We start from the raw sequence: 12,869 nt of genomic DNA, 5'->3' as shown, positions 1-12,869 counted from the left end.
TGAAATGATAGTTATGAAACCTGTATATTCGATCTATTTACTTCCGGCTTAGTTTACTCCTTTGTTTTGATGTGCGCTAAACACTCTGCCTCGGTTAGTATATTTACTTCTTTTTCTTTAGCATCTTCAAGCTTATTTCCAACATTATTGCCTACAACTAAAAATGAAGTATTTTTTAGATACTGATTTACTAACTTTTGCACCAAGTTTTTAAGCGGATGCTTTCATAATAGATCTTCCTCAACTTTCCATCATACCAGTAAGTACAATTTTCTCTCCCGACAAGAATTGGCTAGATTCATTATCTGATTCTTTAGTCTCTACAACATTAAACCCTAAACCATACACTTTTTAAAATTCGTTTCTTATACTTCTTAGATCTTCATAAATAGTCGATGCGCTAACTTGAGCAAAACCATCTAACTCGATCATAGGGCCTTTACTCAAATTAAAGCCAGAATTCATCAAATGCTTAAAATTGCAGGTTACTATAATTCCAACGAAATGAGTGACAAAGACGCACTCAACTCACTTCTGACTACTATTTCAGAACTGCGCAGACGTCCTTCACTTATAAGCTAATGATTTCAGCAGCATCGTCACGCCTCAATCAACTGGATGGAAGCATTTAAAGGCAGATCTGTCTAAATTTTCTATCACTCATGCTTAGATAGGCGGCTTATTCGATCTATTGGCTCAATCACACTGAATACCGACTGCCCTTGCCGCGATGAGCCCAGCTAGCATTGGACACTGTAAGAATAAAAACCATATAACCCCCTAATTTTAACTTATTTTCCATTAGCTTTTTATAGCTCGTGAAGTAGGTATTGTTTTCTCTATCCAAGCAGAATGGTTACCATAGCAACTTCTTTTTCATCATCGATTGCTTGAACCCTTTTTGGAGTGGTCAACCAATTTGTGACACCCCAGTTAAGCTACTTTCTTTAGTTCTGCCATTGCTGATTCGTAATCATTGGGGCTGGTGTAAACTAGATATGAGTGTAGCCGCCGACTGTTATAAAACATCGCGATATAGTCCAGAATGTCTTACTGCGGCGCGGGTTTGATAATGTTTCCATTGGACTCGCTCCTTCATAAGGCTGGCAAAAAAGCTGTCTGCCAATGCGTTGTCCCAGCAATCGCCTTTGCGACTCATGCTACCGACAAAGCTATGGGCTGATAGCAAACATCCATACGAAATGAACAGATACCCTGCGAAGCCTCGGTGAGGAATGCTTTTAACAAGGTCGGTATTGGGCACGGTGACTCAGCGAAGGTGCTATGTGCCACATTAGGCTATTGCCGTATTGCTGGTAAGAGCATCCTGCGCGCAAACCAGATGCCAGGTGCACTTCTGGTGAAGCGTCATACTGCCAACCTTCAGTGGCGGGCGAGAATCTTCGCTGCGATGGGCGAAGTGATCATTTGAATCACTGCAAAAAAAGCGGCTGGAATCGCGATTTCTGATGGCAAACCGGAAGCAGCGACAAACGCTGCAGCGATGCTGAATTCCTTTTTACTGACCGTGAAAAGATAGGTAATCACCTCTTTGCGATCAGAGGTGAGTAACCGTGAGGACATACCTACCAGGTACCCAATCAAATTGAGGCACAGGGCCGCGCCCGCAATCACAAACGCATACCAGCCATAGCCAATGATCGTGGTGGCATTCGGCCCGACCACGGCGAGTAGGATCAGCAGATACAGAATCGACCCTATCCCTGCATACGCTGAATCATGCCGTGCAAAGAAAGCCGAGAACCTTGTACGCAAGCTGACCCCAATCACGGTAGGAAGAAGCACGATTAGTGTTAATTCAAGAATAATTGATCCAAGCGGCACGTCTAACTGAAGGCCGGTGAGCCATAAAAACAGGAAGGGAACAATAAACGGACATAACGCGGTGTTGACTGCGTTGAAAACAGCGGCAAGCGCCACATTGCCTTTCGCCATCAGTACCAAAAGAGGAGAAGACACATCTGTCGGCAGCGTGCCGAGCAAGGTTTGGCCAGCAGCCAGCGGGCCGCTTCCAAAAAATAGACGGCCCGTTAGCCACCCGGCAATCGACATAGGCCCATAGACCAGCCCCAATGCCAACAACTGCCGTGACGGCTTTCGGAACACGATGCGCACTGCATGCGCATCGAATGTGAGGCTGATAATCAACATCAGTAATGCCAGTAATGGCCCAATCGCGAACTTAAGCATTATTCCGGTGGCCGGAAAGAGTAAGCCTCCCCCCGCGACGACGATTACAAACCAGACAAGGTGCGCCTCGACAAAATAAATGAATCTACCCATGGTGGATTGGACGTTACCGGTTGAAGTGGATTGAGCCCCGCACCTAAAACATGATCACCTTCGGCCCAGCACACAAAGGCTCCTTGGTAGCTAGGGACGTGCTTCCCAATCCAGCGATGCAAATAGATAATGCTCAAGGGTTGAAGCTTTAGTTGCTAGAGGTTTTATAGTACCAAGAACAGATAATTCGAGAGAAGGTAACAGATGGGACATCATCATGATCATCCCCACATTGATCCTGCCTCTGGCGACCGGCGCGTCAGCATCTCCATTTGGGCCAATGGGCTCTTAACCATCGCTCAAATCGTCGGTGGCATTATGGCGGGGAGCCTATCGCTGATCGCTGATGCGTTACATAACTTTTCTGACATGGCAGCATTAGTCATTGCCTTTGCTGCTCGTAAAATCGCCAGACGGCCTGCCGATGCGCATATGACCTTTGGCTATGGCCGCATCGAGATAGTGGCAGCACTCATCAATTACACCACCCTCATTATTGTCGGTGTCTACCTGATTTACGAAGGCGCTATGCGGATGGTCGATCCCCCTGAGATAGAGGGATGGACGATCGTGATTATTGGTGGCGTCGCGCTCGTCGTCGATGCCCTTACCGCCATGCTCACGTGGTCAATGCAAAAAGAGAGTGTCAATATCCGCGCCCTTTTTCTGCATAACTTATCGGATGCGTTTGCCTCCATCGCCGTGATTATCGGTGGTTCGCTTATTTTACTGTACGACATGCGCTGGGTGGACCCCGCGATCACGATAGGGATTGCGCTATATATTCTTTACCTAGCCTTCTCTGAAATTGGCGGCCCTATCCGTACGCTAATGCTGGGATCTCCCCCGGACATTGACGGGCAGGCAGTCGTTGAGACCGTACGAGATATCGAGGGAGTCCAGGATATTCACCATGTGCATCTATGGCAGATGCAGGAAAACATGGCAGCCCTTGACTGCCACGTGGTTCTGACAGAAACCGGCTGGCAGCAGCTTGAATCCGTCAAAGCAGAGATCAAGGAGCAGCTTAAAATGCGCTTCAGTATTGCTCATTCCAGCCTAGAGTTTGAGCATAGTGACCACGCGCATCAAAATGCCAATCTATATGGGCACGAGTGATAGACCGAGGCCGACTCCCGGCTCAGGTAGTTAGCGAGCGGCTTACTCCCATAGCGATTGGCTTATTTTTCAACCCTACTTTTCCACCCCATCGTTGAGAAAGAGAGAGAAACATGTTCAAAAAAGCGTCTTTTATATTGGCCGGTACGTTAATGCTGACCGCTGCGATCGTCGCCGTATCGAAACCTGCCCTCTTAGATATGCAAGCTCAGGCAGCAAAGGAGAGCAGTGTCCAGGCAGAGGACTCCTTGGTGCGCTCACACTCCCCCATCTTGGGACGAGAAGACGCGCCGGTGACGATTGTGGAATTCTTCGATCCGGCTTGCGAAGCCTGCCGTGCTTTCTATCCCCTGACAAAAAGTATTCTGGAAACCTACCCAGAAAAAGTGCGGCTCATCGTGCGCTACACTCCTTTCCACGGCGACGTATCTGATAAGGCCATTCGGGTATTAGAAGTTGCTCGTCGTCAGGGCGTCTTTGAACCGGTACTGGAGAGGCTGCTGGCTCGCCAGGATCAATGGGCTTCACATGGCAGTTTTGATGAATCCGCTATCCTCGATATCGCGAGCCAAGGAGGCCTTGATTTAGCGGCTGCCGAAGAGCAACTGACTTCTGCTGAGGTGCAGGCGGTGATTGACCAAGACATGGCGGATGTCAGAGCCAATCAGATTCGCCAAACACCTACCTTTTTTGTCAATGGCGAGCCTTTAGACCCCTTTGGTATGCAAGAGCTGATTGATGCCGTTGAGAGTGAAGTAGCGGAGATCTCTGGGGAAGAGGATGGCCAGTGATGCAGCGCTGGTGGTTACTAGGCTTTGTGGGCTTTTACCCCTTGCTAGCCGAAGCCAATTGGCAAACGCATCTGTCATTGCCTCCGTCTGAACTTAGCCCTGTCAAGTTACAGGCGGCTAGCGAGCAAGAAGGCACATTACCGCTCGATAGCGTTGATACCCTAACCTTTGGGCGTGATGTCGTCATTGATACCACCCTCTACGAGGCCTTGGCAGCAGAAGGTGTCCCAACGCGTTTCGCCACTAAACTGGAAACACTGCTCAGCGAGTTTATCGCAGCGCCGCTGGAGTTTTCTGGCAGTGAACGTATTCAATTAGTGTGGGAGGAAGATCGACGCCAGGACGGCGCCCGTGTTGGGCCACCACGCCTCAGTTATGCCGCTCTGCCTGATCAGGCAGAGCCCTTGGAGGTCATATGGCCGGTCACCCAAAAGGGGGACGTAGCTCTTTTCAAAAGCGACACCCTGCTAGGCACGTTGCGGTTGCCCGTGCTTAGTGCCCGCTTAACGTCTCGCTTTGGGAATCGGCGACATCCTGTGTATGGAGGGATGCGTCCTCATAATGGAATTGACTTGGCTGCGCCGACAGGAACGCCGGTCATTGCCACCGCACCTGGGCGCGTATTCTTTATGGGTCGCCAAGGGGGATATGGGCAGGTGATCGAGGTGGAGCACGACACAGGGGCCATTAGTCGCTACACACACCTTAGCCGATTCTCCCCACAGCTAGTGGTTGGGGATTTAGTCAATGCGGGAGAGTCGCTCGGAGAGGTAGGTTCCTCCGGGGTCGCCACGGGCCCCAACCTGCATTACGAAGTGAGAGTCAATAACCAGCCTGTTGATCCCCTTGGTCAAGGTCAACGCATCATGTTGGGTGAGCAGCCGACTCAAGGTGAATATCAAGCGTCACTTTACGAGGCAAGAGATCGCTTGGAACAAGCTATCGGCACGGCGTCCATTTATGACTTGATCTCGTTTAACGAGCCGTAACCACCCGTGCTTAGCAACGTTGCATGGATTGTTAGTAACGTGAACGTGTGCTTGCCTCGTTATGGAACCCTAGCGCTGTGATCACTCATCTACCACAAGACAGGTAATCGGTATGGAAGAGGTTTCTCTCGTCACAATGGGGGTATTGGGAAGCCTTGCCGCGGGCTTGATGACGGCTGTCGGGGCGCTTCCTATCTTGTTTACCAAAAGACCGAATCGTGGTGTTCGCGATTTAGCGTTGGGGTTCGCCGCTGGCGTCATGCTAGCGGCCTCTTTCTTCTCACTGATCATACCCTCCTTAGAAGCCTCGGAGCTGCGTTACGGAGGTAGCGTGGTACCTGCTGCCATTGCCTGTGCGGCCATCTTGCTAGGGATTGGAATGGTCGCACTACTGAACGAACTCTTACCTCATGAGCACTTCGAACAGGGGCGAGAAGGGCCAGAGGCTGCCTCACTACGTCGTATCTGGTTGTTTATTATTGCCATTACGATACACAACCTGCCAGAAGGGCTAGCCGTTGGCGTGGCCTTCGGCGCAGGGGGAAGCGAAGGAGGCATTCCACTAGCGATTGGCATTGGACTTCAGAATGCCCCAGAAGGACTGGCCGTAGCAGTATCACTGCTAGGCGTGGGCTATTCACGTTGGCGGTCATGGACGATTGCCGCCCTTACGGGGCTTGTTGAGCCGTTGGGTGGCTTATTAGGCGCTGGAGTCATCAGCATGTCACAAGCGCTACTGCCCTGGGGGTTGGCCTTTGCAGCGGGGGCGATGTTGTATGTGATCAGTCATGAGATTATTCCCGAAACTCATCGAAGCGGGCACCAAAAAAAGGCCACGCTGGGCCTCTCCATCGGATTGGTACTCATGCTGTTTTTGGATGTTTCGCTGGGCTGACCATTGGGCGTGGGGCGTAGCGTTAGTGCTAACCCAAGTCGAGAGCCCCTCCGTGCGATTTTTCAGTGATACAGAGTTGATGATCACTGATGACCTCAATGATTCGGCAGCTTTCCACTTTACCACCGGCACACTGCGTGACCATCCGTTGAAGCTCCTCACGCAGTATGGACAGTCGTTGAAGGCGGGACTCCACTTTCTTTAGGTGATGCGTGGCGATGGCATCGACTTCTTGGCAAGGCATATCAGGTTGATCTGACATGGCCAAAAGCTCTCGCACTGACTCCACCGAAAAGCCAAAGTCACGGGCATGACGAATAAAGGTCAAGCGCCGCACAGCGTCGTCTCCATAGCGGCGCTGCCCCCCACCGGTTCGTGTCGCATCGCGCAACAGCCCAATACGCTCGTAATAGCGAACCGTTTCAGGTTTGCAATCGGCTCGTCGTGCTAACTCACCAATGCTGATACTTTGGCCGATCATCGACATGGTAAAACTCCTTAGGCAGGGCTTGAAGCTGTAGTTGCTACAAGGTTTACACTTAAAAACCATAGCCCATTGGCAGGAGAGGCACCATGAAAACATCAACGCCGACAACAGCGCCTACCACCTTGACGCTGCGTGTTGAAGGCATGGACTGCGGCGGTTGTGAGCGCAAGGTTGTATCGGCGCTAGAGCGACTGGAAGGCATTGAGGAAGTCACGGCAAGCTCGGTCACGGGATCAGTGAAGATTCACCACCACGATCACGGGGCCCCCTCGCGAAAGACCATTGAGGGCATCCTGAACGAACTAGGCTATCAAGTGGCTTCCCATGATGGCCAAACACGCGCACCTGGTGCTTCATCCTCTTGGTGGCAAACCGCTAAAGGGCGCTTGGTCATTATCACAGGCAATTTGCTGATCGTAGCCTTCGCGCTTCGTTTAGCATGGCCTGCGCTGGGTAATATGCCTTTCATTTTGGCCACGCTAGTCGGCTTAATACCCATTGCGCAGAGTGCCTGGGGCGCCCTCAAAATGCGCAATCCCTTTACCATAGAGATGCTGATGTGCATCGCTGCGCTTGGCGCATTGGCCATCAATGCTGCCGCTGAAGCTGCGATGGTCGTGTTCTTGTTCGCCGTAGGTGAGCTACTCGAAGGGGTAGCTGCTTCACGAGCGCGCCGCAGTATCTCAGCCTTGGCAAATTTAACACCCTCAACGGCGAGGCTGATGGACAATGGCCATCTGCGTGACGTCTCGGCGGAGTCACTTAAACCCGGGCAGCGTGTGCTGGTGCGGCCCGGTGATCGCGTACCCTGCGATGGACGCATCCTGGTGGGCACCTCCGACATTGACGAGTCGCCGGTAAACGGCGAGTCCATACCCCGTTCGCGAGCGCCTGGTGATGACATTTTTGCTGGCACAGTGAATCTTGATGCCGCCCTGGAGGTGGAGGTAACACGAGGCGCTGATGACAATACGATCGCACGCGTTATTCGTCTGGTTGAAGAAGCACAGGCCGCCAAGGCACCGATAGCACGCTTTATTGATCGTTTTGCGTATTACTATATGCCCGCCGTCGTCTTACTCGCCCTACTGATGGCGATAGTGCCACCGCTGGTATCGACCATGGCATGGTCGGAGTCGATTTACCGTGCGTTAGCATTGCTGTTAATCGCATGCCCCTGCGCGTTAGTCATTTCCACCCCAGCCGCCATCGCCGCCGGTCTCTCGGCGGGAGCTCGGCGCGGACTACTGATCAAAGGGGGAGCCGTTCTTGAACAGTTAGGTAAGCTTCGCTTGGTGGCATTAGATAAAACGGGCACCCTCACTGCGGGTACCCCAAGAGTCACAGATGTGGAGTCTTGGATTGCTGAGGAAGACGATAACAGCGTATTGCGGCTCGCCGCCGCAATAGAGCGGGATTCCAGTCACCCTATCGCCACGGCTATCGTTGAGCATGCCCGACAGTCGGGCATCAACCTCCCCACCGTCACCGGCGGCCGCGCTCTGGCGGGGCGCGGTGTTTCCGGCCAGGTGGAGGGTCGCGAGCTGAGCTTAATGACGCCTCGTCACCTTCACGAGAAAGTCATCCTTGAGGAAAGTCTCAGTGCTCGGATTGTCGCGTTAGAAGAAGCCGGTAAGAGCCTCGCTCTCCTCGTCGAAGGCGAGCGTTTACTGGGCTTGATCGCGGTTCGCGATGAGCCACGCGAAGATGCCATTGAAGGCCTAGCGGCGCTATCCCGTTTGGGCGTACAGGCGGTCATGCTCAGCGGTGATAATGCCCGCACCGTCGCTGCCACGGGGGGTCGCTTAGGCATTGAAGCGTACGGCGAACTAATGCCTGAAGACAAGGCAGCGTATGTTCGAGACTGGCAAGCGGCTGGCCGTGGCCCCATCGGTAAAGTAGGCGATGGCATCAACGATGCACCGGCACTCGCGGCAGCCGATGTGGGTATCGCGATGGGGGGCGGCACGGATGTGGCGTTGGAAACCGCCGATGCAGCCTTGCTCAAGAACCGCGTTACCGGCATCGCTGAGCTGATAGACCTCTCTCGTGCCACACTGCGCAATGTGAAAACCAACGTTGTTCTCGCCCTTGGCTTAAAAGCCATTTTCCTAGTTACAACGGCGCTGGGTATTACCGGCATGTGGATTGCGGTGATGGCCGATACCGGTGCTACCGTCCTGGTGACGTTGAACGCCATGCGACTGCTGGGTTACCGCTTTTCGCCCAGTACCGCAATGACAGGCCTGTCACAAGGAAAAACAACGTCATGAGAACAGCGCCAAACGATAGCCCTTCACGACGTTGGCCATGGTTCACATTTGCTTGCGTATTGGCTCTAGCCGATCAACTGGTCAAAGAAATCGTGCACGCCCAGATGTCGTTTGGCCAAGTCATTCCGCTAACGCCGTTTTTTAACTGGGTTTATACCGGGAACACAGGAGCCGCTTTCAGCTTTCTCGCAGAAGCAGGGGGTTGGCAGCGCTACCTCTTTCTTGGTTTAGCGTTGGTGGTGGTCGTCGTATTGGTTGTGCAGCTATGCAAACCCCTGTCGCGCTTGGAGGCCTGTGCGTACAGCCTGATTCTTGGCGGCGCGCTCGGTAATACTGTTGATCGCTTAGCGCGAGGGTACGTCGTCGACTATCTGGACATTTACTGGGGCGAATGGCATTGGCCCGCCTTTAACATGGCCGATATCGCTCTGTTTGCAGGTGTATTGATGTTCGCAGTGGCGTTATGGCGTGAAAGTCCTGCTTTTAAGCGCTCTGAGTAACGCTATGGATGTGGTCGATAAAGATAAAGAATATACGCTTTTTGCTGGGCGCTCCTCACCAATAGTCGATTGCGTTGTAGCGCTCGCCGCTGGGGTAATGACCACCTTGAGTGCCGCCCCCTTTTCCCTATGGTGGCTTGGCCCAGTGGCCGTGGCACTGGTCTATTGGAAGATACAGTCGCTAACGCCCGCCATGGCCACCCTGCGTGGGTGGTGCTATGGGGTAGGCCTGTTCGGTTCTGGCACATCATGGGTCTTCGTTGCTATTCACGATTTCAGTGGCACCGGGGCCTTGGTGGCGATGCTCCTCACCACTCTTTTTGTCAGCGCCCTGGCGCTCTTCTTTGCAATCCCCTTTGGGCTCTATCGGCGCATCACGGGGCCACGGTTAGCCTGTCTTAGCTTTGCCGGTATGTGGGTGGTGAGCGAATGGCTACGCACCTGGTTGCTCACCGGCTTTCCCTGGTTATTGCTGGGCACCTCTCAGGTAGATTCTCCACTAGCCCCATGGGCGCCCGTTGGTGGTGTGTACTTGCTGTCACTCATGACCGCGCTGACAGGTACGTTAGGGGTAGAGGTACTGCGTCGCCGCTGGGGTTTCCTTGTCCCAATGGCCGCCTTGTGGATCGTTCCATTCCTATTGCCCGCCCAATGGACAACCCCGGCTGGCAAGCCCATCCGGGTGGCATTGCTGCAAGGGAATCTTGACCAGCGCATTAAGTGGACTGCCCAAGGGCAGCGCGAGGCGATCAGTATCTACACGGCGATGACACGGGAGCAAGCAAGGGATATCGATCTCATCGTTTGGCCCGAGGCAGCCCTTCCCATGCTTGAGCAGGAAGCACAGCAAATACTTGAGCAAGTAGCGTCCGACCTGGGGCCTGACACCGCCTTGTTGACCGGCATTTTGCAACGCGACAGTGAAGGGCGCTCTTATAACAGCGTCATAGGGCTAAATGATGTGCAGGGCGAATACCAGAAGGCGCACTTGGTGCCCTTTGGCGAGTATTTGCCATTCCAAAGTCTCCTCGCTGGCACCCTTGCTTTTTTCGACTTGCCAGTACCTCGCCTGACCCCAGGGACAGGCGAACAGGCTCCGTTACACGTGGCTGGAGCCACCATTGGCAATGCCATTTGTTACGAAATCATTTTTGCCGACCATGTCGCCCAACAGGCGCGTAATGCCGAGCTGCTATTAACGGTTTCCAACGATACGTGGTTTGGGCGCTCCATTGGCCCACACCAACATCTTCAAATGGCGCGTCTACGTGCCTTAGAAAATGGTCGTCACCTACTTCGAGCTACCAGTAATGGCGTGACGGCCATCATCGATTCACAAGGCCACGTCACAGCCCGTGCCCCACAGTTTGAACCGGCCAGTTTAACTGGCGAGGTGACCCCGATGCAGGGCCTAACTCCTTTCACACGCACCGGTAGTGGCCCCGCTTGGATACTCGCTGCGGTGCTGACACTGCTCGGGTTACAACTGAACTTATCTCGATCAAAAAACGACGCATTAGATGAAAAAGGAACCTAGCGATGCTCTTGGCAAAGAACGCAGCAATACTTAAGAGATTCCTCCCATGGCCAATGCAGATCGGCTTCATCGTGAGTGTGATGGTTTCGTTTCTGGCATGGCTCCCTGTCGCCATGGCGGCACAACCTTCCACTGCCCAGGAGACGGAATGGCCCAAAGGGCATTACCCGCTACCAGAGGAAGGTAATATTATCGGAGAGGCTGACACCTTTATCGTAAAGGATTACGACGATACCTTGATAGATATTGCCAGGCGTCACAACCTTGGCTATTTGGAGATGATCCGTGCAAACCCAGAGGTTAGCATCTGGGTTCCAGGGGTGGGCACGGAAGTGACTATTCCGGGACGTTTTATTCTGCCGAATGTGGAGCGTACTGGGATCGTCATCAATATCGCCGAGCTGCGGCTTTACTACTACCCAGATGTCAAAAACGGTGAGACACCGCGTGTTGAGACCTATCCTATTGGCATTGGTCGCGAAGGGTTTGATACCCCTCTCGGTGTGACCGAGACCACCATGAACATTAAAAACCCCGCCTGGTACCCGCCTGAGTCGGTAAAACGTGAAGCTGAAGCACGCGGCGAAACCGCACCAAGCGTTGTGCCGCCCGGCCCCGATAACCCGCTGGGAGACCACGCCATTATTTTAGGCTTCGATGGCTATTTGATTCACGGTACCAACCAGCCCGATGGCATTGGCATGCGCGCAAGCCGAGGCTGTATACGCATGTTGCCTGACGATATTGAATCAATTTTTGACCGCATACCGGCGGGCACCCAGGTCAATATCATCAATCAGCCTATTAAAATCGGTTGGGAAGACGGACAGCCTCTGGTTCAAGCATTTCCACCACTCGGAGAAGAAGAGCACAGCATGACCGCTATATCAGATGCCATTACACGCCTTGAGCAACGCAATGCAGATGGCGTTAGCTTCGATTACGAACAGCTTAGCGATTTACTAGCATTATCCAACGGGCTTATCGAACCCCTGTATCCCAAGCCGGAACCGAGTAATAAAGAAGACGACAATATCAACAGTGTTTATGAAGAACTGACACTTCATTCGTCGTGAATGTCGATAAAGACAAGGCAGCGCGTTTTGTCAGCCCTTAGGAGAACAACGGCTTGGCTACCGTCAAGCCCTTAATATTCGCCGTGTGTTGTTGATTGAGCTCTTCCATCCCTAGCGTAGAAAGAGCTAATGCGATCATCACAACGTTGGTAGCATCCACTTGCCGCATCGTGCAGTCACTGCCTAAGCTGTCTCAATGTGTTTAATCTGAGGGAGAAGGGCTATTGACGTTGCTCTGAGCTACTTAAGGCCTTGGGAGTTCTCACTGACGTGGGCAACCGCCTGTGTGCTGGCTATCGTTCTCTACCTGCGTGGCCTCCGACAGTGCCAACGGCTCGGCGAGCCTACAAGCATAGCCCGCACGTTCACCTACCTGCTCGGAGTTGCGGCGATCTATGGCGTCACCCTGACACATTACGACTACCTCGCTCAGTACATGTTCTTTGCCCATCGTGCCCAACACTTGGTACTGCATCACGCTGCCCCCTTCTTGATCGCTTTGGCAGCACCCCTGCCGGTATTGATCGAAGGTTTGCCAACACGAATTAGACAACTTTCTAGGGGGAGGCTATTCACACATGTGCTGCACCCCGCCTACAGGATACTTCAGCAACCATTAATCGCCACCGTGTTGTTCGTTGGGCTTATCTATTTCTGGCTGATCCCCGAGATCCACTTCGATGCCATGCTGAGCGCTGACCTTTATCAGGTGATGAACTGGAGCATGGCGCTGGATGGGTTACTGTTTTGGTGGCTGATCTTTGATCACCGCTCGCCACTACAAGGTGGACTCGGCTATGGTATGAAGTGGTTATAGTTTCCCGGACACACAGACGCAGATAATATTATCTGCCCATCAAGGTGTGTGCCATGAGTCAGAAAAAAAGCAATTCGTATA

At 52.8% G+C, this 12,869-nt stretch carries 12 protein-coding genes and 1 pseudogene; 9 read left to right on the top strand and 4 right to left on the bottom strand.

The genetic code is table 11. The features are described 5' to 3' along the window. Nucleotides 1-933: 933 nt before the first annotated feature. Nucleotides 934-1,213: pseudogene (locus ACQKE4_RS16580) on the bottom strand (IS3 family transposase); the annotation flags it as partial. Between the two features lie 170 nt (nucleotides 1,214-1,383). Next, entirely contained in the window at nucleotides 1,384-2,304 is a 921-nt protein-coding gene (locus ACQKE4_RS16575; RefSeq protein WP_027957952.1) for a bile acid:sodium symporter family protein, read from the bottom strand. A gap of 204 nt (nucleotides 2,305-2,508) precedes the next feature. On the opposite strand from ACQKE4_RS16575, the gene ACQKE4_RS16570 reads away from it, so the two are divergent. The 4 genes from ACQKE4_RS16570 to ACQKE4_RS16555 all read left to right on the top strand — a co-directional run bounded on the left by ACQKE4_RS16570 (nucleotide 2,509) and on the right by ACQKE4_RS16555 (nucleotide 6,098). Further along, nucleotides 2,509-3,423, top strand: a complete 915-nt coding sequence (locus tag ACQKE4_RS16570) for a cation diffusion facilitator family transporter (RefSeq protein ID WP_016916432.1) — start codon at nucleotides 2,509-2,511, stop codon at nucleotides 3,421-3,423. Between the two features lie 113 nt (nucleotides 3,424-3,536). Further along, on the top strand, nucleotides 3,537-4,214 hold the full coding sequence (locus ACQKE4_RS16565; RefSeq protein ID WP_016916431.1) for a thioredoxin domain-containing protein: 678 nt from the start codon (nucleotides 3,537-3,539) through the stop codon (nucleotides 4,212-4,214). After that, nucleotides 4,214-5,203, top strand: a complete 990-nt coding sequence (locus ACQKE4_RS16560) for a M23 family metallopeptidase (RefSeq protein ID WP_016916430.1) — start codon at nucleotides 4,214-4,216, stop codon at nucleotides 5,201-5,203. Before ACQKE4_RS16565 ends, ACQKE4_RS16560 begins: the two co-directional genes overlap by 1 nt. 112 nt (nucleotides 5,204-5,315) lie before the next feature. Further along, the gene (locus tag ACQKE4_RS16555; RefSeq protein ID WP_016916429.1) at nucleotides 5,316-6,098 is read left to right on the top strand and encodes a ZIP family metal transporter; all 783 of its coding nucleotides are present in this window, start codon (nucleotides 5,316-5,318) and stop codon (nucleotides 6,096-6,098) included. 28 nt (nucleotides 6,099-6,126) lie between these two features. On the opposite strand, the gene ACQKE4_RS16550 is transcribed toward ACQKE4_RS16555, so the two are convergent. Then, nucleotides 6,127-6,585: a MerR family transcriptional regulator gene (locus ACQKE4_RS16550; protein ID WP_027957954.1), complete on the bottom strand. Its 459-nt coding sequence runs from the start codon at nucleotides 6,583-6,585 to the stop codon at nucleotides 6,127-6,129. Between the two features lie 86 nt (nucleotides 6,586-6,671). On the opposite strand from ACQKE4_RS16550, the gene ACQKE4_RS16545 reads away from it, so the two are divergent. From ACQKE4_RS16545 to ACQKE4_RS16530, 4 genes are read left to right on the top strand one after another with little or no spacing between them, the layout of a single operon-like run. Then, nucleotides 6,672-8,858 (top strand): heavy metal translocating P-type ATPase, encoded by a 2,187-nt coding sequence (locus tag ACQKE4_RS16545; protein WP_027957955.1) that lies wholly within the window; start codon nucleotides 6,672-6,674, stop codon nucleotides 8,856-8,858. Then, nucleotides 8,855-9,358: a signal peptidase II gene (gene lspA / locus ACQKE4_RS16540; protein ID WP_027957956.1), complete on the top strand. Its 504-nt coding sequence runs from the start codon at nucleotides 8,855-8,857 to the stop codon at nucleotides 9,356-9,358. The genes ACQKE4_RS16545 and lspA overlap by 4 nt, the downstream gene beginning before the upstream one ends. A 4-nt stretch (nucleotides 9,359-9,362) precedes the next feature. After that, the gene (gene lnt, locus ACQKE4_RS16535) at nucleotides 9,363-10,895 is read left to right on the top strand and encodes an apolipoprotein N-acyltransferase (protein ID WP_027957957.1); all 1,533 of its coding nucleotides are present in this window, start codon (nucleotides 9,363-9,365) and stop codon (nucleotides 10,893-10,895) included. A 53-nt stretch (nucleotides 10,896-10,948) separates the two neighbouring features. Beyond that, nucleotides 10,949-11,971, top strand: coding sequence for a L,D-transpeptidase family protein (locus ACQKE4_RS16530; protein WP_427389438.1), 1,023 nt, complete (start codon nucleotides 10,949-10,951; stop codon nucleotides 11,969-11,971). Between the two features lie 37 nt (nucleotides 11,972-12,008). Here ACQKE4_RS16530 and ACQKE4_RS16525 read toward each other — a convergent pair whose 3' ends face one another. Then, entirely contained in the window at nucleotides 12,009-12,140 is a 132-nt protein-coding gene (locus tag ACQKE4_RS16525; RefSeq protein ID WP_427389417.1) for a hypothetical protein, read from the bottom strand. Between the two features lie 117 nt (nucleotides 12,141-12,257). On the opposite strand from ACQKE4_RS16525, the gene ACQKE4_RS16520 reads away from it, so the two are divergent. Further along, complete coding sequence (locus ACQKE4_RS16520) at nucleotides 12,258-12,788, top strand: cytochrome c oxidase assembly protein (protein WP_427389416.1); 531 nt, start codon at nucleotides 12,258-12,260, stop codon at nucleotides 12,786-12,788. The last annotated feature ends 81 nt before the right edge of the window (nucleotides 12,789-12,869 follow it).

The organism is Halomonas sp. NPDC076908, from assembly GCF_050269715.1.
Classification (GTDB): Bacteria; Pseudomonadota; Gammaproteobacteria; order Pseudomonadales; family Halomonadaceae; genus Vreelandella.
Note: the sequence above shows the minus strand (reverse complement) of the source record. Positions and strands in the feature narration are given on the sequence as shown.